At 42.4% G+C, this 22,466-nt stretch carries 23 protein-coding genes; 19 read left to right on the top strand and 4 right to left on the bottom strand.

What is annotated here, in order from left to right; all coding sequences use genetic code 11:
• Positions 1-28 precede the first annotated feature (28 nt).
• The 6 genes from AC58U0_RS05065 (at position 29) to AC58U0_RS05040 (ending at position 6,040) form a co-directional block, all read left to right on the top strand.
• Complete coding sequence (locus AC58U0_RS05065) at positions 29-1,273, top strand: OmpL47-type beta-barrel domain-containing protein (RefSeq protein WP_497377935.1); 1,245 nt, start codon at positions 29-31, stop codon at positions 1,271-1,273.
• Between the two features lie 211 nt (positions 1,274-1,484).
• Positions 1,485-2,273, top strand: coding sequence for a hypothetical protein (locus AC58U0_RS05060; protein WP_497377934.1), 789 nt, complete (start codon positions 1,485-1,487; stop codon positions 2,271-2,273).
• Positions 2,274-2,726, top strand: coding sequence for a hypothetical protein (locus tag AC58U0_RS05055; RefSeq protein WP_497377933.1), 453 nt, complete (start codon positions 2,274-2,276; stop codon positions 2,724-2,726).
• Between the two features lie 322 nt (positions 2,727-3,048).
• On the top strand, positions 3,049-3,528 hold the full coding sequence (locus AC58U0_RS05050; protein ID WP_497377932.1) for a DUF6530 family protein: 480 nt from the start codon (positions 3,049-3,051) through the stop codon (positions 3,526-3,528).
• Positions 3,529-3,552: 24 nt separating this feature from the next.
• The gene (locus AC58U0_RS05045) at positions 3,553-5,640 is read left to right on the top strand and encodes an AAA family ATPase (protein ID WP_497377931.1); all 2,088 of its coding nucleotides are present in this window, start codon (positions 3,553-3,555) and stop codon (positions 5,638-5,640) included.
• 40 nt (positions 5,641-5,680) lie between these two features.
• Positions 5,681-6,040 (top strand): GIY-YIG nuclease family protein, encoded by a 360-nt coding sequence (locus AC58U0_RS05040; protein ID WP_497377930.1) that lies wholly within the window; start codon positions 5,681-5,683, stop codon positions 6,038-6,040.
• A 93-nt stretch (positions 6,041-6,133) separates the two neighbouring features.
• On the opposite strand, the gene AC58U0_RS05035 is transcribed toward AC58U0_RS05040, so the two are convergent.
• On the bottom strand, positions 6,134-7,021 hold the full coding sequence (locus AC58U0_RS05035; RefSeq protein WP_497377929.1) for a fructose bisphosphate aldolase: 888 nt from the start codon (positions 7,019-7,021) through the stop codon (positions 6,134-6,136).
• A gap of 146 nt (positions 7,022-7,167) precedes the next feature.
• On the opposite strand from AC58U0_RS05035, the gene AC58U0_RS05030 reads away from it, so the two are divergent.
• The 3 genes from AC58U0_RS05030 to AC58U0_RS05020 all read left to right on the top strand — a co-directional run bounded on the left by AC58U0_RS05030 (position 7,168) and on the right by AC58U0_RS05020 (position 8,915).
• The gene (locus tag AC58U0_RS05030; protein WP_497377928.1) at positions 7,168-7,821 is read left to right on the top strand and encodes a TetR/AcrR family transcriptional regulator; all 654 of its coding nucleotides are present in this window, start codon (positions 7,168-7,170) and stop codon (positions 7,819-7,821) included.
• A gap of 20 nt (positions 7,822-7,841) precedes the next feature.
• Entirely contained in the window at positions 7,842-8,207 is a 366-nt protein-coding gene (locus AC58U0_RS05025; RefSeq protein ID WP_497377927.1) for a DUF4180 domain-containing protein, read from the top strand.
• Positions 8,208-8,270: 63 nt separating this feature from the next.
• Positions 8,271-8,915, top strand: coding sequence for a formylglycine-generating enzyme family protein (locus AC58U0_RS05020; RefSeq protein ID WP_497378251.1), 645 nt, complete (start codon positions 8,271-8,273; stop codon positions 8,913-8,915).
• Positions 8,916-9,022: 107 nt separating this feature from the next.
• On the opposite strand, the gene AC58U0_RS05015 is transcribed toward AC58U0_RS05020, so the two are convergent.
• Complete coding sequence (locus AC58U0_RS05015; protein WP_497377926.1) at positions 9,023-9,568, bottom strand: helix-turn-helix domain-containing protein; 546 nt, start codon at positions 9,566-9,568, stop codon at positions 9,023-9,025.
• A 191-nt stretch (positions 9,569-9,759) separates the two neighbouring features.
• Here AC58U0_RS05015 and AC58U0_RS05010 point away from each other — a divergent pair, with 191 nt between their 5' ends.
• The 4 genes from AC58U0_RS05010 (at position 9,760) to AC58U0_RS04995 (ending at position 13,900) form a co-directional block, all read left to right on the top strand.
• Positions 9,760-9,999 (top strand): PLD nuclease N-terminal domain-containing protein, encoded by a 240-nt coding sequence (locus AC58U0_RS05010; protein ID WP_497377925.1) that lies wholly within the window; start codon positions 9,760-9,762, stop codon positions 9,997-9,999.
• Positions 9,996-10,901: an ABC transporter ATP-binding protein gene (locus AC58U0_RS05005; protein ID WP_497377924.1), complete on the top strand. Its 906-nt coding sequence runs from the start codon at positions 9,996-9,998 to the stop codon at positions 10,899-10,901. Before AC58U0_RS05010 ends, AC58U0_RS05005 begins: the two co-directional genes overlap by 4 nt.
• The gene (locus tag AC58U0_RS05000) at positions 10,898-11,686 is read left to right on the top strand and encodes an ABC transporter permease subunit (RefSeq protein ID WP_497377923.1); all 789 of its coding nucleotides are present in this window, start codon (positions 10,898-10,900) and stop codon (positions 11,684-11,686) included. The genes AC58U0_RS05005 and AC58U0_RS05000 overlap by 4 nt, the downstream gene beginning before the upstream one ends.
• 135 nt (positions 11,687-11,821) lie before the next feature.
• On the top strand, positions 11,822-13,900 hold the full coding sequence (locus AC58U0_RS04995) for a thioredoxin domain-containing protein (protein WP_497377922.1): 2,079 nt from the start codon (positions 11,822-11,824) through the stop codon (positions 13,898-13,900).
• Positions 13,901-14,163: 263 nt separating this feature from the next.
• Here the strand turns inward: AC58U0_RS04995 and AC58U0_RS04990 are convergent, their stop codons facing one another.
• Positions 14,164-14,322, bottom strand: a complete 159-nt coding sequence (locus AC58U0_RS04990; protein ID WP_082562085.1) for a DUF1540 domain-containing protein — start codon at positions 14,320-14,322, stop codon at positions 14,164-14,166.
• Between the two features lie 181 nt (positions 14,323-14,503).
• Here AC58U0_RS04990 and AC58U0_RS04985 point away from each other — a divergent pair, with 181 nt between their 5' ends.
• Positions 14,504-14,719, top strand: a complete 216-nt coding sequence (locus tag AC58U0_RS04985) for a hypothetical protein (protein WP_057302319.1) — start codon at positions 14,504-14,506, stop codon at positions 14,717-14,719.
• 342 nt (positions 14,720-15,061) lie between these two features.
• On the opposite strand, the gene AC58U0_RS04980 is transcribed toward AC58U0_RS04985, so the two are convergent.
• Positions 15,062-16,984 carry a glycosyl hydrolase family 18 protein gene (locus AC58U0_RS04980; protein WP_497377921.1) on the bottom strand — a complete coding sequence of 641 codons (1,923 nt, stop codon included), beginning with the start codon at positions 16,982-16,984 and terminating at the stop codon, positions 15,062-15,064.
• 181 nt (positions 16,985-17,165) lie between these two features.
• Between AC58U0_RS04980 and AC58U0_RS04975 the strand changes: the two genes are divergently transcribed.
• The 5 genes from AC58U0_RS04975 (at position 17,166) to AC58U0_RS04955 (ending at position 22,439) form a co-directional block, all read left to right on the top strand.
• Positions 17,166-17,699: a DUF309 domain-containing protein gene (locus AC58U0_RS04975; RefSeq protein WP_497377920.1), complete on the top strand. Its 534-nt coding sequence runs from the start codon at positions 17,166-17,168 to the stop codon at positions 17,697-17,699.
• Entirely contained in the window at positions 17,696-18,424 is a 729-nt protein-coding gene (locus AC58U0_RS04970; protein ID WP_497377919.1) for a response regulator transcription factor, read from the top strand. The genes AC58U0_RS04975 and AC58U0_RS04970 overlap by 4 nt, the downstream gene beginning before the upstream one ends.
• Complete coding sequence (locus tag AC58U0_RS04965; RefSeq protein WP_497377918.1) at positions 18,417-19,871, top strand: sensor histidine kinase; 1,455 nt, start codon at positions 18,417-18,419, stop codon at positions 19,869-19,871. Before AC58U0_RS04970 ends, AC58U0_RS04965 begins: the two co-directional genes overlap by 8 nt.
• A 101-nt stretch (positions 19,872-19,972) precedes the next feature.
• Positions 19,973-20,581, top strand: a complete 609-nt coding sequence (locus AC58U0_RS04960; RefSeq protein ID WP_497377917.1) for a hypothetical protein — start codon at positions 19,973-19,975, stop codon at positions 20,579-20,581.
• Between the two features lie 127 nt (positions 20,582-20,708).
• Positions 20,709-22,439, top strand: coding sequence for an efflux RND transporter periplasmic adaptor subunit (locus AC58U0_RS04955; protein WP_497377916.1), 1,731 nt, complete (start codon positions 20,709-20,711; stop codon positions 22,437-22,439).
• Positions 22,440-22,466 lie beyond the last annotated feature (27 nt).

Below are 22,466 nucleotides of genomic sequence, written 5' to 3'. Positions count from 1 at the left end.
AAGATCCCTATATTTAGGAGGAATACGATTGAGAAGATGGTCAATAATCATTTTATCGCTCCTTTTGTGCTTCGGGATGATGGCTCCGCTTGCGATAGCTTCATCTTTGACGGTAAGTGCATCGTTTGATAACATCACCCGAATCGCAACGATTTCAGGCCATTTAGGTTCAGAGGAAGGGCAGATCGTTAGCGTTCAAGTAAGAAGCCCTTTGAATCAATTGGATTATTTGAACCAAAGTAGGAGTGGTCCAGGTGGAGCTTTCCAGGTTACTTATAAGACCAGCCAAGAAGTTTCGGGGACGTATCAAGTAACTGTCGGTGGCCAAAATGCCGATGCGATTGCCACTGCCACGTTTAATGTTCAACCTGTCATCGCGGAGCTTGAGGCAAAAGTGTCACCTGAGCAACCTGACGGCCAAAATGGCTGGTATATACATCCGGTTAAGGTTACCATCGAAGCTGTGAACGGAATACCCGAAGACAACAAGATCGAATACCGTATAAATCAAGGGGCTTGGACAACATACAGTTCGGCGATTAATGTTAATACGGATGGTACCCATACTGTTGATTACCGCAGAGTTGGTGAAGAAGGAATTCCTGGTAAAGTAAAGTCAACGATCATTAAATTAGACGCACAGGCGCCGGTTACCACCGCTGCTACAAGTCCAATTGACGGAAAGAATGGCTGGTATATCTCGAGTCCGACGGTGACGTTTGCGGCTACTGATAACGCGTCGGTCACTCAAACGGTATATCGTATCGACGGATCTGGGTGGTCCACTTATTCTCAGCCGGTTACATGGTCCGTTTACGGTGTCCATTCTCTTGAATACAAGAGTATCGATCAAGCTGGAAATGAAGAGGCAGTAAAATCGATATCGCTGAAGGTTGATAAAGCAGTCCCCATGCTTAGTATCGCATTGGATAAGACCACTTTGTGGCCTGCGAATAAAAAGCTGGTAACCGTTACCGCCAGTGTTTATGCAATTGATGATGTGTCCCAAATCGACTCCATCGTGCTGACTTCTATTTCAAGTAACGAGAAAGTAGAAACAGACGATATTCAAGATGCACAATACGGCACGTTTGATACATCTTTTAAACTTCGTGCAGAAAGAACAGGTAATGGTTCGGGACGGGTATATACCATAACGTATATAGCTACAGACCTAGCGGGGAATAAAGCTATTGCAACGGCAACGGTTAAGGTACCTCACGACCAGGGCCATAACAATAACGAAGAGTATGAAGATGAGAATGTGAAATAACCTCAGAGACATTTGTGTAGGAAGACCAGAACATATATCTAGATCCGCGCCCAGCGCGGGTTTTTTTTGGTTATAGTCGCTTTCATCGATCTAAAAGTCATCAATTTGGTTTTATGATTTTTTTCACTAAGTAGCAGTGATGTTCAATACGTGTGTTAAGGTATCAATAATTTGGGAATAATGTTTCGAAAGTGCAGATAAGGGTGAGACATTGGACAATTTCACAAATACTAATAAAAATCGACGTTATAAAGCTCATGTAAATATTTTCGGGACAACCCAATTACATTTAAGAAGTCCTTACATTGTTGCTTTTTGGTCAGTGACTTTTCCAGGATTCGGGCACCTGCTTTTATCCAAATATATTCGGGGAATGCTCTTATTTATATGGGAACTATTTATAAATCAAAAAACACATCTCAATTTAGCTATGGTTTATTCGTTTATGGGGGATATTGAATCAGCAAAAGCAATATTAGATGTAAGTATGATGCATTTATATATTCCTGTTTATCTTTTTGCTATCTGGGACAGTTATCGCACAACTGTGGATTTAAATAAAATTTATTTACTTGCTGAAAGGGAAAATGCTCCATTTAATTCATTTAGTTTGGGGGCATTAGAAATCAATTACCTTGATAAAAAGAACCCTTTAGTTGCTTTTTTATGCTCACTGACAATACCTAGTGTGGGGCAATTATATATCAACAGATTCGTCCTTGGTTTCTTCAATCTCGTGATGACGGTAATATTAGTTTATTATTCACATTTTCTTAAAGCGTTTCACTATTTGCTCTTAGGGGATATTCCTAAATCTACTAGCGTATTAGATGCACAATGGCTTTTATATTTTCCATCTTTTTATTTTTTCACAATTTATGATTCTTATACAAACACAGTAGAGAACAACAAATTATTCGAAGAAGAACAAAAGAATTACTTGAAAAATAATTACCAACCGTTAGGTTTTATGATATTGAAAGGAAATAAGGTGAAATAAGTGCAAATTTATGCCACATTTGAATATTCTACTTATATTGAATTGGCTATTACAAAATTAGAGGAAAAGGGTATTAAAGATATATTTGCCGTTCCATTAGATAAACGCACGGAAGAGCGTAAATTAATTGATACCATCCATCAGTCTGACGGAGTTTCTTTTATTGGAAAAGGAATGGTACTTGCTGTCATATTTTCAGTAATAGGTGCCAGCAAAGGGTTCGTTCTTGAGTGGGGACCTATCTATTGGGGATTGATTGGAGCTGTCTCAGGGTTTGTCCTTGGTATTGTAATAGATTTATACATATATAAAGTTTATAAAAAGAAGAAGCGAGTGTTGAAAGGGAAAAACTCAGAAGTAATCCTGATTATCGATTGCGATGAGAGTCAAGGGGAAGTAGTTGAAGGAGTTCTTTGGGAACACCTAGCTTTAGGATTAGCAAAAATAAAATAATTAGGGGAAAAGATAGTTCAACAATTAACGCAGCCTTAGTTAATTGGGGTTACCCTTTTTGCATGCAGTAGCCTCGCTGTCATAGCGGGGCTTTTCCTTTTATTGGGGTATGTTAAAAGCCGCTTGATTGCGGCTTTTTTTATTTTAAAGATATAAGTTGGTAATGGGTGGATAGAAAATACCTTTCGCAAGAACAACTTTTGGTCAAATCACCGAATTGACTTATGCTGAAAAGCAGGTTATCATAAATTTACGATTTAGTAATTTAGTAAATTAGTAATTTAGTAATTCAGTGAAAATTTAAATGGAGAGTGTGGAAAAAATGAAAATACCAACGACTTTAAAACATAAGCCTGTTATCGTTTCAGAAAATTATGAGCAGGTTGACGGCCGTTATGCCCGGAATACGGATGCAAAAGGTTTATCCCTGGGATTGGCCCAGTGGAATGATAGGGGAAAGGTCGAGATCTCGGCAAAAGTGTGGAGATACACAGGGGAAAAATGGTCAAGGCAGTCGGAGGAGTTGCCTATGCACCGTGTTCTTGACCTTGCCGTTTTGATTTGCAGAAGCAGCTTATATTTTCAGGATGCCTATCGTTTCCCGAAAATGTATGACCCTGATAACACGATGATTGACCGTATTGGGCTGCAAGGGGATGCGATGAGTGTCTCCGTGTGCGCAGAAAATCCTATGATTGATAATGATATTAAGTTATTTGCTCAGGCTCTTACTGATGATGGCGAAATGATTGGAGAACGCCTTCGTGTCTTATCCAGTCTTCTGAAGGAAATGGGGTATTAACCAATTTAGGAAAGGTGAAAAGGTATGAACAATCAGGAAGAATATAAATTGTCGCCAACGAGACAACTCTCGGATATAGAAAGAGGACTTATTTGGAAAAAGCCGTTATCTCATAAGGTAAGTGAAGAAGAACTGCGTATTTGCAAAGAAATTAAGCGCAACTGGCATCGAGGGGAAATGAAAATCGCCAATATTTTGTTAGAAGGTGACGCCGGTTCCGGTAAAACACAACTTGCCAAAGCATTGTCGGCGGAATTCGGGCTGCCCTATACGAAAGTGACCTGTTTTGCCGATATGGATAAATCAGACGTTATTGGCGCTATTTTGCCGGTGATTTCATCAGAGCGATTAGAACAGATGGAGCCTGCGGAGCAAACCGTTTTGAAGGAGGACGATGGGGTTGAGTATCGATTTTACCCCTCTGAAATCGTCAGAGCCTATCAAAAAGGCTATCTTCTGGAAATCCAAGAACCAACCGTTATCCGGGATGCCGCGGTGTTAATGGCACTCAACTCTGCCTTAGAGCTGGATGGCAGCATTAACCTTCCCACAGAAATCATTCGCAGGCACCCGGATTTCATAGCGGTTATCACAACAAACCGAAGTTATGCAGGGACTAGGCCGCTAAATGAAGCACTGCGTGACAGAGTTCAGCATACGGAAAAGATGGACCTGCCAACCAAAGAAATCATGATTGAACGGGCTATGTCCAAAACTGGTTATAGGGATGAAAAGGTGTTGGATGTTTTAGCAGATATCATTATTATCTTGGACAAAACAGCCCGTGCTAATGCAATTAAAGGCGTGGCGGGTATGCGTTCATTTTTTTATTGGGCGGATGCAGTTGCCGGAGGTGCTTCAGCAAAAGAATCCCTTTATCATAAAGTCATTTATAAGATTACAACTGATTCTGAAGAAATCAAACTATTGGAAGAAGCACTGAAAAGCCATGGTTTGTTAGCGGGTTTAGATCAAATTGAGATGGAATTAAAAAAAAAAAGAATTTTTGATGAGGTAGAGATAAGAACATGTGGAAACATCGACGATACTGATTTTGACCACGACAAGAAGGTGGAGGAACAGGGGATCGTATTAAAAAAATCTGCGGATAGTGACGAAAGTACTTCCGACGTTTCTGATGATTCTACCGATATGGAAAGTTCAGATATGGGGGAGGACGGTACTCCCAAATATCATCAGTCAAATCCTAAAACAATGTCAGACGATGCGAAACAAAAAAATCGAGATTTCCGTAAAAAGCTGAATCGCGATGCACGGGAGGTTGTATCCGATTCTATTCATAAAAAGGTTAAGCTCATTGTTCATCGCCCGGATTACGGTATTGAATCTGAGCAGGAATATCTCAGTCTAAGTAAGGAACTCATGCCTGTCGTACGTGAGATTGCCAGAAAGACACTTCCGCTGTTGGAACATGAGACTTCCTCCGAATTTGCAAGGAATCAATTTTATGGCAGCAAATTTCAAGCGGATAACGTTGCTTACCGGGATTTTAGATACTTTGCCAAGAAACGTCCTCCAACAGAATCTCCCTCACTTGCGGTCGGTCTAAGGGTTGATGAGTCAGCATCCATGACAGCTTTTGGGAGATTAGAAGCAGCAAAGCGTGCAGTGATAGCTGTATATGAATTTTGTCAAATTTGTCATATTCCCATATTGATCTACGGGGATACAGCGGATGCGTCCAAGCAGGAGCAGATGTCGATTTATGTGTATACCGATCTTGATAAAACAGATGCCAATGATCGATACAGACTTATGGGGATTCGTGCTAGAAGTAATAACCGTGATGGAATGGCTCTTAGAATTATGGCAGACCGATTAGCGGGTTCACTACAACAGACCAAATTATTGATCAGCATAAGTGATGGGCAACCCAAAGCCATGGATGATTATACCGGAAATTATGCAATCAAAGATATGCAGCAAACCATAGCCGAATATGAACGAAAAGGAATCACATTTCTTGCAGCGGCAATTGGCCAGGACAAGGAAGTAATTAATCAAATCTATGGGAATGAGAAGTTTTTGGATATTACAAATCTAACAGAGTTGCCTGCAAAGTTGGTTCGGATTATCGCCCGATATTTGTGATCGTTGTCATCATTGATAGGACCAGAAAGGAGAAACATGCATGGATAAGAACAAGCGCAAGGAGCTTCAGGAAGAATACAAGCAGATTAAGACCTACATGGGTGCCATACAAATAACAAACACGGCCAATGGCAAAATCTACGTAGATAGCTTTCCCAACCTGAAAAACAAATGGATGACCTTACAGATGCAATTGGACATGGGAAGATTCGCAAATGCCCAATTGCAAAAAGATTGGAAAGAACTAGGGGCTGAAACTTTCATCTATGAGGTGCTAGAGGAGAAGGACGCTGACGGAGTTACTGACGTGCGCTGGGAGCTTAAGCAAATGGAAAAGCGGTGGCTGGAGAAATTGCAGCCTTACGAAGACAGAGGATATAATAAAGCGCCATTATCATAGATGTACACAAATAATAAACGACCCCGAGCTTTTAAAAAGTTTCGGGGTCGTTTATTATTTGTTGGATTCGCTTGAATGACCAAGTAAACTCCCTTATTTGATGGAGGCTTCATAAATGTCACGAATGGTTTTGGACAGCATCGTGTTGAATACATCGTCTGTTTGCTCGGCGGTTAGTCCCTGCGATAAGGCACGCGAGAAACTGGCGATCAATCCATGATTATGTCCCAGCTTTTCGTTTGCTTCCGCTTGCGTGTAGCCGCCTGATAAAGCCACAACCCGTACAACTTGCGGTACCTCCATTAAATCGCTGTAGAAATTGTTTTCCGTCGGTATGGAGAGTTTTAGCATAACTTTTACGTCTTTGCCAAGGTTGGATAATTGATCGAATATCTCATCTTTTAATAGATTTTCCGATGTTTCCTTATCTGCGCTGTGGATATCAACTTCCGGTTCGATTATCGGAACCAGCCCCATCTGGGCGATTTGTTTACCGATGGCAAACTGCTGCTCAACGACTTTTTTGATTCCGGCAGGATTGGCTTCCTTAATAAGCGAGCGCATTTTCGTCCCGAAGATGTTTCGCTCAGCCGCCCGCTTCAGAAGGTCGTTTAAACCGGAAATGGGCTTCATGAGCTGAACCCCGTTTTCAAGGTCGGCGAGCCCTTTATCGACTTTTAGAAAAGGCACAATGCCTTTCTTCTCCCAAAGATAATCGGCTGTAAATTGCCCGTCAATGGAACGATCCATTGTGTTCTCAAATAAAATCGCTCCTAAAATGTACTGGGAATCAAACGCAAAACTCTTAATAATACGCGTTCTCATCTCATGCACCAATGCATACATCTCTTCTTCATTTGAATAGCTGTTTTCCTTAATGCCATACTGCAGCAAAGCCTTAGGAGTACTTCCGCCGCTTTGGTCCAAGGCCGCTATAAAGCCCTTTCCTGTACGGATACGTTCCAATTGCGTTGTATTCATGGCTGTTTCTCCTTCTCTTTCGTGGACTGAATTGCATCTTGATTCTTTTAATTATAGCACTTTTGACATAAATGAAAATAATGGTTATATTTTATTTATTCCGACCGTACGGTATAAAAAAACTCGGATGATCGAGGAGGAGAAAAATGCCTAAAGTAGGAATGGAGCCAAAGCGTCGAGCTGACGTTATTAACGCCACACTCATTTGTATCAGCAGTCACGGGATTGATGGCATGACTCTGGATAAAGTTGCTGAGTATGCGGGTTGCTCAAAGGGCGTTGTCACTTATTATTTTAAGAATAAAGATAACTTAATCATTGAAGCTTTCAAGTCGTTCTTAGCCTATTATGGCATAAAGATCCAATCAGAAATTCAGAAAACCATGAAAGCAGAGGAAATGATCGATGTCACGTTGAAGCACATCCTCGCGCCATATAGCGATGATAGGCAAAAGTCGGTCAATGTTTCTGAACTTGATGGAATTGAGAGGATGTTTATCCCACTTGAAGATCAAGCGAAGCTTTTTCTTCAGTTCTTCTCCAAAGCTGTATTGGATCGCAATTTACAAGAGGTAGTATCCAAAAGCTATATGGAAGATCTTCACGGCATTGCGAGGATCTTTGATTACGGCAACATCTCGGGGCAAATGAAGGTGGACGATTCCAATAGCGCTGCTTACGGCCTCTTGGCGATGGTGGTTGGACTAAGCTTCTTTAGAGTAGCGAATATCCCTCCATTGAATAATGAGGATAATCGCTATATCTGTGAGGATTATGTCAGAAGATTAACTAAAAGTTGAACGATGGATGGAGGATGAATATGAAAATAATTACAATCAAAAAGAACGATGTAGAAATTGCCGTCGTTGAAAACAACGAAATATTGATAACAGATGTTCAGTCCGCTTTAGATCTAATGGCAACTGTACAATACGAAGCAGGATGCGATCGTATAATCTTAAATAGATCGGTAATATGTGAGGACTTTTTCGATTTGAAAACACGGCTTGCAGGAGAAATATTACAAAAATTTATAAATTATCGAAAAAAAATTGCAATCGTTGGTGATTTTTCTGTGTTTTCAAGTCAAAGCTTGAAGGATTTCATCTATGAGTGTAACAAAGGAAAGGATATCTTTTTCATGTCAAACGAAGAACAAGCTATTGATAAATTGAGCAGCGGTTAACACAAGAAAGACTAGGAGGAAAATGGAGTGTCAAATGTATTACAGAGTCTTGTTGATTATTCGATGGTAAAAGTTCCTGCTGGTGAAATAGATTTAAGGGACGATCGAACATCATCTAAATGGAAGGTTGACATTCAACCGTTTCAACTTGCTCGGTATCCTGTCACTAATGAACTTTATTATGCCATTTCACAAGAACTATCTATTACTTATGAATGTGATCAAAATCCGGTTGTGAATATATCATGGAACGATGCCATATCTTTTTGTAATCTACTTTCTCAGAAAGTTGGTTTGAAGGAGTGTTATTCGCTAAGTAATGATGGCGAAAATATCATCTGTGATTGGGAAGCAGATGGCTATCGCCTCCCTTCCGAAGCGGAATGGCAGTACGCATGTAAAGCAGGAACTACTGGATACAGATACGGAGAGCTTGATAAGATTGCCTGGTATAACGAAAATTCAGCTGGCACGACCCATGAAGTAGGAAGAAAGGAACCGAATGCATGGGGGCTGTATGATATGTTAGGAAATGTTTGGGAATGGTGTTGGGATTTATACGATCAGAACGTATACGGCTCCTACCGAATTTTTCGCGGTGGCAGCTGGGCTGAAGAGGCCAGAGGTTGTGGGGCAACATGTCGTCGTCGCAGTCACCCGACATTTACCATTGATGATCTTGGATTCAGACTTGCCAAATCTATATAAGTGGTGTTGTCAAACCATAAAACCTTATGTCAACAGACATGGGTTTTTCTTTTTGTTGTAAGGCATGCTAATCGCTGATAAATCACCATATTTTGAATTTTTCTGTTTTAGGATTCTGGAATAATAGTAAAGGCAATAGTTCGAATTGGTGCATCCAGATCATTACTTTCGTTAGCAGTGTTGTAGTATTTTATCACTAGGTCGTTTAATTCATTTTGAAACTTTTTGAAATTTTCATCATCAAGCTTTAATTCGACAAGTGAAAAAGTAGCACCATCATCTGAGCAACCTTGTTCTTCTAATTTGGTAAGATAGTTTTGATATTGAGTCAAAAGCGATAATTGATAATGCGATATATAATTCAGCTTTTCCTTATTAGAAGACTTTTCCCACTCATCTGCACGAAGTCGGGCTTCTTCTTCATTTAAAGTGTAGTATTTTTCGGAAATGGATCTCACTTTTTTTTCTTTCATAATGCGAATAACTCCAGCATCCAACAAAACTTGTATATGTCTATATAAAGTTGCCTGAGGCACATCTTTAATGATTTTTACCATTTCAAGTGAAGTCAGTCCATTTTCTTTGTTTCTCATTAAAGCTTGAGAAATCTTCATTCTTACTGGGTGCAGGATAATTTCAGCTTTATTAACCATCTTTTTCTCCCCAATCCTAAAAAGATCTCGTTATTATCTATAATGATAATATTATCATTGTAAATAACAATAAGAATTAAAACAATATTCTTTAAAGAAAAAAATAAGTGTAACATTTCGTCTTCATATGTTATCATTATCGATAATGATAACATTATATTATTAATAATGATTTTAGGGGAGTGGTTAATTTGCAAATGCATTACGGGTGGAACGAAATAAAAGATATTGATTTCATGTCTGTGTTGCCGGTTATTTTACCGGTCTTAGCTGTAGGGATGATTTTGATCCTAATAGCATTAATGGACTTATACAAGAACAGAAAAACGAGGAAAAATGTTTTGATGTGGAGTCTCATTATTATTTTTCTAAATACGTTTGGTCCGATACTATACTTTGTTATTGGCAGAAAGGACCGTGATAGAACATGAAATTAGAAGTCAAAAATGTTACTAAAACCTATAAAGAAAAAACGGCTGTAAATAACTTTTCTATGGTTTTGCAATCTGGAGAATGTGTGGGATTGATAGGGCCGAATGGGGCTGGTAAATCGACACTCATCAAAATTATTTCAGATATTATTAATCCTACAATGGGAGAAGTTTTGCTTAACGGGAAGAAAATTTCGAAAATGAAAAAGGAAATTGGCTACTTACCACAGTACCCTAACTTTTATCATTGGATGACTGCACAAGAAACTCTTGCTTTCATGGGGGAACTATCAGGATTAAGAAAAGAAGAATTAACAAAGGAGATCCCAGAAATATTATCGAAAGTAGGGTTAAGCGGAGAAGAGAATTCAAAAGTTGGAACATTTTCAGGCGGAATGAAACAGAGACTTGGTATTGCACAGGCGTTGTTACACAAACCATCATTGATTGTAATGGATGAGCCGGTATCAGCATTAGACCCAATTGGTCGAAGGGAAGTACTGAATCTAATCGAAGAAATCAAGAGGGAGACGACGATTTTATTGTCGACGCATATATTAAGTGATGCTGAAGAAATTTGTGAAAGATTTATTATCATCAAAAATGGGCAAAAAATTGAAGATACAACCATCTCCGACTTGTTAAACAGCAATAGCCAAAACAAAATGATTTTTGAAGTTACGTCTATCGATCAAGAATGGATGAAAGTTTTGAAAAATTTGAACTATGTAAAAGATGTAGAGGCAGTAGGAAATAAAATGAAAATACAAGTTGAAAATATAGGCTTGAATAAGAATAAGTTATTAAGAAGTGCACTGGAACATCAGGTTGACCTCGTAAAGTTTGAAATCAATAACGATACATTAGAAGAGATATTCATGAAACTGGTGGTGGAAAAATGAATCATTTTAATGTGCTAATGAAAAAAGAATTTGTTCAAATGGTACGTGAATTTAAAGTTATTTGGCTGCCTCTAGTATTTATATTTTTAGGAATAACTCAACCCGTTGTTAGTCATTATTTACCCGCCATATTAAAATCACTCGGTGGAGCACAAGGTATCACAATTGATCCTAGCATGGCTGCTCAACAAGGTGGGGAAGTACTCGCAAGCACTTTAGCTGCTCAATTTGATCAGTTAGGGGTTATCATTATTGCAATTTCGATGATGGGAATCTTACAGACAGATAAAGTCAATGGTATGTTAGCTTTTATTCTTACAAGACCGGTCACTGTAGTATCGTACATAGGTGGGAAAATAATTGCCAATTACATATTTGTTGCTTGTTCTGTTGCGTTAGGTTACTTGATTTCGTATGTGTATGTTAATTTGTTGTTTACAAATGTTAACTTTGTGGACGCGATAATAGCTTCGTTGTTTTATATGCTATGGGTTCTGTTTATGGTATCTTTCACTACGATGATAAGTACTATTTTTAATAGCCAAGGTATTATTGCATTAATTTCAATAGTATTCCTACTGGGCTGTAGAATTGTACTAGGTTTGAGTTCTTTTACAGATTTTTTGAATCCAGCAAGTATGAGTAAACAAGCCATGGAAGTATTAATTACAGGAGCAGTGAACGCCAGTGTAATATGGAATGTTTTTGTGGTACTAATATGGATTGTATTAACAATCATTGTAACGATCTTTTGGATCTCTGGTAAAAGATTTAACAATGAATAATGACACTCTTGTGAAGGTGTTAACAGCATAATCATAAACTCGTGTCAATAGACATGGGTTTTTCTTTTTATTCTAAGGTATGCTAATCTCGTTATACCGACAAAAATATCCTAAAAACCAAGGAGGTGATGTTTCATGACAACGAATAACATACCCAATAGGTTAATCACTGAGAAATCGCCATACTTACTACAACATGCTCACAATCCAGTGGAATGGTTCCCTTGGGGTGAAGAAGCATTTGACAAAGCGCAACGAGAAAATAAGCCTATCTTCTTATCTGTTGGGTACAGCACGTGTCACTGGTGTCATGTCATGGCACACGAGTCATTCGAAGACCAAACCGTTGCAGACATGCTGAATAAAGATTTCATCTCGATCAAAGTGGACCGCGAAGAACGCCCGGATGTCGACCATATCTATATGGCTGTTTGTCAGGCGATGACAGGGCAAGGGGGATGGCCTCTTACGGTGTTTCTGACGCCTGAGAAGAAGCCTTTCTTCGCAGGGACGTATTTCCCACGCAGTAGAAAGTACAACCGTGCAGGAATAATTGAGATTATTGCGCAGATCGCGGGTAAGTGGAAGGAAGATGCTGACCGCATTCGCGAGGTTGGTGATCAAGTTATTCAAGATACGACAAGTCGTTTACTAGAGCATCGCACGGGTGGCGAGGTGACGGAGGAAACGCTTCATGAAGCATTCCGGTTATATGACAAGATGTTTGATTCAGAACATGGCGGATTTGGCAGCTCTCCGAAGTTTCCGACATCTCACAATTTATCTTTCCTCCTAAGATACTATCAAAAAACGGGCAATGCACGCTCGCTTGAGATTGTGGAAAAAACGCTAGATGCCATGCATCGTGGGGGCATGTATGACCATATCGGGTTCGGTTTTTCCCGCTATTCAGTGGATGAAAAATGGTTAGTGCCGCATTTTGAAAAGATGCTTTACGATAATGCTCTATTAATTATGACTTACATTGAAGCCTACCAAGTGACTGGAAAAGAGAAATATGCAGAGGTAGCTGAGCAAGTTATTACTTATGTACTTCGCGATATGACGGACGAGGGTGGAGCTTTCTATTCCGCAGAGGATGCTGACTCCGAAGGGGAGGAAGGCAAGTTCTACGTCTGGACGCCGGATGAAGTAGAGGAAGTATTAGGAATAGAAGAAGGCGATTTATATGCCGAGCTGTACGATATTACGGAGTCGGGCAATTTCGAGGGGCATAATATCCCGAATTTAATTGGAACGACGATGGAGTCTTTTGCGAGGCGTAAGCAAATCCCATTGGATGAGCTGAAGCAGCGGATTGAGGCTGCCCGCGTCAAGCTGTTCGCGCATCGCGAGCAGCGCATCCATCCGGGCAAGGATGATAAGATTCTGACCGCGTGGAACGGTCTGATGATCGCTGCGCTGTCCAAGGCTTCACGTGCCTTGGACAAGCCTGCTTACGCGGAGGCAGCCGCGAAAGCCGCGGAGTTCCTCCTGCGCGAGCTGCGCCGCGAGGACGGGCGGTTGCTCGCCCGCTATCGCGATGGCGAAGCGGCTTTCCTCGGCTACGTGGACGACTACGCGTTCCTCGTTTGGGGCCTCATCGAGCTGTACGAAGCCACGTTCGAGCTGCGCTATCTTCGTGAAGCTGTCCAGCTGAACGCAGAGATGCTTCGTCTCTTCGGAGACGAAGAGAAGGGCGGGCTCTTCTTCTACGGCAGCGATGCCGAGCAGCTGCTCACCCGCCCCAAAGAGATCTACGACGGCGCAATGCCGTCGGGCAACGGTGCAGCCGCGCTGAACCTGCTGCGGCTGTCCAGGCTGACCTACGACGCGAAGTTGTCGCAGACAGCAGATGAGCAGCTCCAGGCATTCGCCGGAGCTGTCGCGTCCTACCCGCCGGGCCACGCGCTCACGCTGGCCGCGCTCGACTTCGCTTATGGCGAAGCCAGCGAAATCGTCATCGCCGGCGATCCGGCGAAGCCAGAGACACAGCACATGCTGCGCACGGTGCAGCGGCAGTACCTGCCGAATGCGCTGCTGATTCTTCATCCGCCGGGAGCGGCGGGTGAAGAAGTGCGCAAGCTTATTCCGCTCGTGCAAGACAAGCTGCCGCTTGGAGGGCAGGCAACGGCCTACGTGTGCCAGAACTTTGCCTGCCAAGCGCCAACGCAGGATCTGGAGGAGCTCGAAAATCTCTCCTCGAAACACTGATAATAATTATCATTATTGGTTACAATGAGAATAAGGGCAAGGAAAAAGAGAAGAGGCCCCCGACAGGGCCTCTTTTAACGCTCCGAATTTTCACTCTAGCTCTAACGCACTAGCTCTAACGCTCTAACTGTTTCGCTCTAGCTCTAACGCTCTAGCTGTTACGCTCTAGCTCTAACGCTCTAGCTGTTACGCTCTAGCTGTTACGCTCTAGCTGTTACGCTCTAGCTGTTACGCACTAGCTCTAATGCACTAGCTCTAACGCACTAAATCTTAGACTCAAACGTCTTACAATCCGTTTCCTCAGAATTACGTGCTTGGTCATTGCCGCGGTGACTCACGACATAAATCGAGCTCGCATTGCATTTGTTTTCGGTTGCCCAATATTTACAGGAATTCACTTCACAAAGAACATCTTTAGCCATGTCTTTTTCGCCTCCTCCATTATATATAGGGATCTTTGTTCGGAGAACAGAGTCATCCCTTATTTAGGGTGGGCGAAAGAGGCCTATTTTTATACATAGGCTGGATTGGTTTATTATTCACCTTAGCTGTGACTGCCCACATATACATGAAGTAGCTACCAAACTTCAAGGGGTTGAACCTATGGCTAAGGATGAGTTGCAACAATGTGTCAGATGTAAATTTGTCGCTGATAAAGAAGATAACTACTGCATTCGTTGTGGAGCGCCGCTTAAGAATAAGTGTACCAAAGAGAAAACCTTATTGCACAAAGGGTGCTATAAAGTTAACAAGCCGGACGCCAAATATTGTTCGGGCTGCGGAACTGAAACCATATTTAGCGAATGGGGTCTTATCTGATCTGCATCAAAAAGGGGCTGTCCCAAAAATGTTAAATAAATTATAGGGACAGCTTCTTCATGGATACATGCAGCCATCTATCCATGGTAGGCTTCCACTAAAGGGAACGTAGAAACGCTATTTACGTGAAATATGCTTTCATTCAAGCAAACGAGGAACGTAGAGACGTTATTCCCTTGTTTTTGCTTCGAATTGCTCAAATTTCATCGAATAACGCCCTCTCGTTCCGCTAATTCAATGTTTAGCTGATTTCTTTCATGTTAGCGGCTTGTCGTTCCGTTAAGAATAACATTGATACCAAAAGGACCTCCCCACATTGGCGGAAGTCCTTTTTTCCCCTTATTATTTATTCTGCAAAATCAATTTCCATAAGTCCGATTGATCATATCCAAGCCGCCATGCTGCGACACCAGCGATGTCGTACTTTTTCGCCATGTCCAGACGAGCTTTGACTGTAGCCTCATCTTCCAACCAGAATACATAGGTGAAGCCATCCTCTTGGTACTCGATCCGATATTGTTCGAAGGTTTTGTCCCAGGTTTGTTTGGTTGATTTGGAAGCCAATAAAGCAGGGATGTCTTTCATCAATAAGGTTCGATTACTTTGCAAGGCACCGGCTGAATCCAGCTTCCATTCACGCACATAGTAAGGGATACCTAGAATGATTTTGTCCCGTGGAATGCCATAGGAAAGGAATTCTTGAATACCGCCATCCGTCCAAGGAAGCCCGGCAACGGACCCCGCAGATGTACTGCCACGCCAGAATTGATCGTAGGCCATGATGACGACGTAATCTACTAGACTCCCCAGCTTCTCATGATCGAATGCAGAAAGATGGTTCCATTTAACACTACCACGCGGCAGATCAATGGATACAACTAAGCTGTTCAAGTGAGCGTAAGAGGTCAATTTGGCTATGAAGGCTGTAAAAGCATTACGATCCGAACCAGCCAAGCTTTCAAAATCGACATTGATTCCCGGAACACCAAGCTGCACGGAGCGGTCTACCAAGGCCTTAACGAATTTGTCTTGGGCAGCACTATCCGCAAGAAATTGAGTCGTCAATGTTGAGTTAAATTGGTTACTGACTAGCGGATACACGGTGTAACCATTCTTTTGGAGCCATTTGACCGTATCCGCATTGGATTGATCCTTCAAATTACCAGCTGCATCCGCAAGCTCGAAATAGCTCGGAGAATCAACATCAAGTCCGACCGTATTGTTCACATGCGCTTTAATCGCATCACCACCGGCCATGCCGTTCCATCCCCATACCTGCAGCTTTTTGAAGTTATCCCAAAGGAAGCGGTGATCGAGCGTTTGAACAGAAGAATTACTATACTGCACACTGTAATTTAATGCTTCGGGAATCGTCTTGAATTCGCCAATAAGCGCTGTATTCTGAAACACTTGATAAGAGGCGTAGTTGTTCCAAATTTTGCGGCCATCCATGAAGATGGAGCTGTGTCCCCATAGACGTGCGTAATCTGTGGCTTCATTCAAGGAAGCAAAGTCCTGCAAAAACGTGTCGTTCTGAAATACTTTATAAACTTTAAGATTGCTATACACGGTTTTTTTCGTATTTTTATTAACTACTGTTGAATTTCCCCATTTGAGAGCTTCATTAATGGCGTCCTCTAAGGATGCAAATTCCCAATTGTCTGCTGAAAATGTACCTTGATACACTTTGTATGTAAGCTCGCCAGTGCGGAGCACTTTCTTATCCTCATTTGAAATATTGTCCCAAATCCACTTATTACTGTTTAAATCAATAATATGGGCGCCGCCCCATTTCTTCGCTTCGGCAACGGCTTCGTTCTGTGTTAGAAACTTCCATGAATCCTGTGTGATCTCATTTTGGTAGACTTGGAAATTAGGATAGTTGTTCCACACCCAACCAGAGGATTGCAGGTCCCGAACACTTGCGTTGGTCCATTTTTTGGCTTCAGCGATGGCTGCGTCCAGTGAGGCAAATTGCCACTCAGGCAGTGATACATCCAACTGAAAAACCTGGTACCGAGGGAAATTGTTCCACAGCCATTTGCGAGTGCTTATTTCTTCTACATGACTATTCGTAAAGCCTTTTGCAAATGATTCTGCTTGCCCATAAGCCGCAAATTCCATGAGGACATGATTGTACTGATAGACGCGGTATTTCGTTGTCTTGTCCGGACTAGATTGAACCGCACCTGCTGCATGAACAGCATTTGGTGCGCTCATTGATAATAATAGGGTGCCTGTGAGCATCCATTTCCCGATTTTCATCTATCACGCCTCTTTCTAGTAATCTACTTAATTGGACGTAGGATATGCTAGTTTGGTTGCGCTGGAAAATGTATGAAAGTTAGCGATCCCCTTGTTGATGTTGGACGATGACACAACTTTCGAGTAACATGAGAAGTAATTAGGCATTACCGTGATCACAACAAGGTGAGGGGAACGATTCATGAAGCCATATCCGGAGGCATATATCGATTATTTACTTTATTTCCATGCACAACGGGATTATTTTGAATGCCATGAAGTGATGGAGGAGTTCTGGAAAGAGCATCCAGGGGATGTACGCAGCAGAACCTATGTGGCTCTAATTCAAATTGCAGTAGGTATGTATCATATTCGTAGAGGCAACCGCAATGGTGCTGTGAAAATGCTGCAAAGCGCAGGAAGGAATGCGGAAGCTCCTCATGTCCTTTCTTTGGGGTTAAACCCTGATAAGCTTCAAGAGCTTATTAACCAGGTTTGGTCTTCTATAGAGCAGGATGAATTTCTTTATGAGGATATTAATTTGCCTATTACGGACCCGGAACTTATAGATTTCTGCTTAAAAGAGTGTGACAGAAGAGGGCTGATATGGCAGGCGCCAAGCCTAATGGAAGATGAGCAGCTCATTCAAAAACATACGCGGAGAGATCGTTCAGAGGTAATTAATGAAAGAGCAAGGCAGCAGCAGATCCGCAAGGAAAAGGGTGGCGCTAGATGAGTTCGGAAGGGAAAGTTCTAGTTGTAGATGACGAACCGAATATTGCTGAAGTCGTCAGACTGTATTTGGAGCACTCCAACTATGAGGCGATTATATTGCCGCGAGGGCAGGAAGTGCTTCGTACGATAATAAACGAGAAACCAAACTTGGTTCTACTGGATATCATGCTGCCAGATATATCCGGCTACGAGTTATGTGAGCAAATTCGCAAAATGGAGGCCCCCTTTCATCAAACGCCAATCATTTTCCTCACGGCAAAAGGGGAGTCCATCGATAAGCTGAGAGGGTTTAATCTGGGGGTTGACGATTATTTGGTCAAGCCTTTCGACCCGAATGAGCTCATTGCCCGTATTAAGGCCGTGCTGCGCCGCACGATTCAAGTGCCAATGGAACTGTCTCAAACTCAAAATTCATCCCGTAAATGGCTGGAGATCGGCAATATTGTTATTGATATTGAGCAGTATCGGGTCACGGTCGGCGGGAAACGGGTTGAACTTACACCGAAGGAGATTGAGCTGTTGTATTTCCTAACCAGTCATCCAAGCCGTGTATTTACACGAGAGGATCTACTCGGTTATGTGTGGAATTTTGATTTTACAGGCGGTACGCGCACGGTTGATGCCCATGTGAAAAACTTGCGTAAAAAGCTAGGACAGCATGACATGTGGTGCATCCAGACCCTGTGGGGAATTGGCTACTCCTTCGAGGTGGTTCAGCATGTTTAAACGTTGGTTGGCGGGAAAGAGCAACAGCTTATATTTGAAAATTTTCCTGTCTTTTCTTGCGACTTGTGTGCTATTTTTTGCTGGTCTTTTCCTGTTCTGGAACTACTATTTCACAGATTTATTTTATAAAGATAAGATCGAGCTGATGGAGAAGCGTAATGTGGAAGTCACTCGCTTAATGAATTCATTACAGGATGGAACGATCTCAACCCGAGAGCTGAAATATACGGTACGTATTTTGGCTAGAAGCATTAATGGACAAGTCTGGCTTGTTGACGACAAGGGCAACATTCTGAATGGCTCCTCGGATAGTGAAGGGAGGGCTATTCCTAAACAGATGGATACGCTCTTTATCGATGGACTTCACGGTCATACCGGCTATGGCATGGTTGGTTTACCGACACCTGATGGACGAACCATCAATCTGTTTACGTATCACGCCCCGTATCAACTAAACGGACAACCTATGGTCATCATTCTTCATTTTCCGGCTGGAGATATCAGTGAAGCCATTTCTGCAGTTCGCGTTAACATTCTGGTTCCCTTATTATTTTCACTGGTAGCTGTTGGTTTCATTCTGTTTATCATTTCTCGCAAACTCGCAGGTCCGCTTCAACAGATGAATCGAGCCGCACTTGAGCTCGCGCATGGTGATTTCACTACACGGGTTCCGGTAACTTCACAGGATGAGGTAGGGCAGCTTGCTGCTAGCTTCAACTTCATGGTCGAACAGCTGGAGGAATGGGAAGGAACGAGGCAGGAGTTTTTGACGAATGTATCCCATGAGCTTCGTTCTCCGTTAACGACACTTCGGGGTTTTATTGTGGCCATGAATGATAAGGTCATTCCGGAAGAGAAATATTCGCATTACCTGCGTATCTGTGATCAAGAAGTTCAACGGCTGCAGCGCCTTGTGACCGATCTATTAGATTTGGCACAAATTCAAAATGGGGTCGATGTGTTCCGGCTTAGGCCTGTATCCATCGCAGAAACGCTTGAAGAATCGTTGGAGCTGCTGAAAGCACCGATTGCAACGAAGGAAATAAACTTTCACCTCATTCTTCCTGAACCGGCAATGATGCCCTCTCAGGTTCACTTAGATCCTGATCGTTTTGCCCAAATTGTACAAAATTTAATCTATAATTCGTTGAAATTCACACAAAAGGGCGGAACGATAACGGTAGCTCTAGAAGAGCAGGAGCGAGAGGTCCATATGTATGTTCGTGACACCGGAGAAGGGATGACAGATGCCGAGTTAGAACGCATTTGGGATCGTTTCTACAAAGCAGACGAAGCAAGAACTTCGCGGTCAGACATTAAGACAGGAACGGGTCTTGGACTTACGATTGTGAAGCATTTGGTTACTGGTATGAATGGAACGATACATGTTCGCAGTCGGGTAGGCGAAGGCACCGAATTTCGTGTTACTTTTCCTCGTATTTCGTAGATAATTCACAATAATTTTACATCTAAAGCAAACTTAATTCATCATTATTTCGTATCCTGTTGCTGTTGGACAGGATTTTTTGTTTTGGAGGTGTATGTAAGGTGAAATACACACGGAAAATGGTGCTGCGTTTAACGCTCATTTCCTTCCTGCTTAGTGGTTGCAGTGGGCACATGCCTTTGCTTGATAGCACATCTGCATTGGTATCGCCTTCTCCATCATCTGCGAAAACTCCACAGGAAGCCCTCCCCGCTGAAGATGTCCAAAACCTTAGAGAGATGCAGCTCGTTATGCTGTTTCAGGGATTAATTCGAATGGATCGGCTTGCCTCTCTAACGATTACGCCCAAGCAGGCTGAGGCTATTCTGCCTTATGTTCGCAAAAGTATGGATGAAGGAAGCATTACCGAGTCCGAACAGAAACAAGTCATCAATGGCTTAACCCTTCCACAGCGAACATTTCTGGATGAACAATCCAAGCAAATGAAGAAGCGCATAGCGGAGCGGATGGACAATCGGGGTGAAGAGGTATCCTCGGAAGAACGGGAAAAGCGAGTCAATGCGTTTATTCAAAAAAGAAAGGCGGAGCGCCAAGTAGAAGCAGGTATGACGGACCGTGGGAACGGTGAATTTCAGCTTTTTGACCAAAGAAATATGGGAATAAGTGTAGAACAGCAGCTAATGGAGCTTCTTACGTCCAAACATGATTAAATGTAAGCGGCAAGCGATGTAGAAACACTTTTAGGCTTACGTTGTAAGTGTTGGTTGAGCAAAAAAGTTAAGCATATGCTTTCGAAGCCAGTTTTCTGGCGTAAATTCTAAGGGGGTTAGTCACTTCATGAAATGGTATCGCAGTAAGTGGTTCATTGTGATTGTCGCAGTAAGCGTTTGTGCAGGTGGTTCGTATGCTTACTTCGGTGGAAAAGGGAAGAAAGCAAAAGCTGCTGCCGTTAAAGAGGTGACGGTCGATGCCAAAAAAGGGAATATCCGCTTCTCCGTCTCCGGCACGGCACAGTTCGAGCCCAAAGATACACAAACGATTTCATCTACAGAAAATGCGAATATTAAATCAATTAATTTAACGCGAAACCAAGCGGTTAAAGCTGGAGATGTGCTTATTGAACTAACGAGTACAAGCTTGGAAAGCGATTTGCAAGATGCCCAACTGACATATGAACAGCTTGAGAAAGATCTGAATGCCTTACAGCAGCAGCAAGGATTAATGGGTGTTAAAGCACCTATTTCCGGTAAACTTACATACGCGAATAACATCGATTTAGGGTCTACAATCAATAAATCGACCAAAATTGCCACGATTGGTGATTTAAGTACTTTAACCGTAACCCTTCCTTTCTTTGTGGAAGATGCTTCGCAGCTTCATAAGGGAGATCCAGTGGATATTACATTAGATGGATTTATGATCACGAAAACAGGATCGATTCAAAGTATCTCCAAAGATCCAAAATCGGATGGAAAAGGCGGTAAACTGATCGACATCGAAGTTGCTGTCCCGAATGACAACTCCATGGATGCAGGAACGAATGTGTCGGGCTCTGTTACTATTGGTGGTCGAACCGTCGATTCACAAGGCAAGAGTGCCTTGCAGTATCTGAAAGTGATGACGATTTTGGCTGGGACGACGGGGAGTATATCCGTATTACCTTTCAAAACGGGGAACATGGTACATCAAGGCGATACGATCGCAACCTTCGTGAATGATACGCTAGGCGATGATATTCTGGAGAAACAGTCTGCTCTTGAACGGCAGAAGTTTAAAGTGGACTCGGCTAAGGACAAGGTGGATTCCCTCAAAATTGTTGCTCCCTTTGACGGCGTATTTTCAACCGACTTTGTGAATAAGAAAAATGATATTTTGAGTAATTTCAGGGTCGGAAGTAAGGTAACCAATGGTACGCAGTTCGGAGCTGTTGCTAGCCTAGCGAAAATGCAGCTGCCGGTGCAAGTGGATGAGCTGGATTTACCCAATATTAAGACGGGGATGAAAGCTGAAATCAAGGTTGATTCTTACCCTGGACGCATATTCCCGGCAGAAGTAACTCAAATCTCTTCTGTGGGAACGACAACGAATGGCGTAACCTTCTATGATGTTGTCCTAGCTGCTGAAAATAAAGACAATATGTTGAAATATGGGATGACGGCAACTGGCGAAATTTTAATTCAAGATAAAAAAGACGTTATTTATTTACCGCCAGAGGCGCTGCAATCACAAAAAGGGAAGCGTGTAGTTTCTCTGAAGAAAGCCGATGGTACGGTTGATAATGAACACGAGGTTAAAATTGGTATTCGCTCCAAAACGCAAATCGAAATCACTGAGGGTCTTAAAGAAGGCGATAAAGTTGTTCTGCCTGTCGTGAAGAGACAGCAGAATTTAAGCCAAGATGAAATTAATCGTTTGAGACAGCAGTTCCAGCAAAACGGCGGCGCTGGTGGATTTGGTGGCGGAGCAGGCGGTGCAGGATTCCAAGGCGGAGCAGGTGCAGGCGGTAACGGTGGTGCTGGGGGCAATACGGGGGCTGCTCGTACTAACGGCGGTGGCGGTACTAGATAATGCGGCAGGGAAAGGAGTTATTGCGGT

It is taken from the genome of Paenibacillus sp. J31P190 (genome assembly GCF_059692075.1).
Note: the sequence above shows the minus strand (reverse complement) of the source record. Positions and strands in the feature narration are given on the sequence as shown.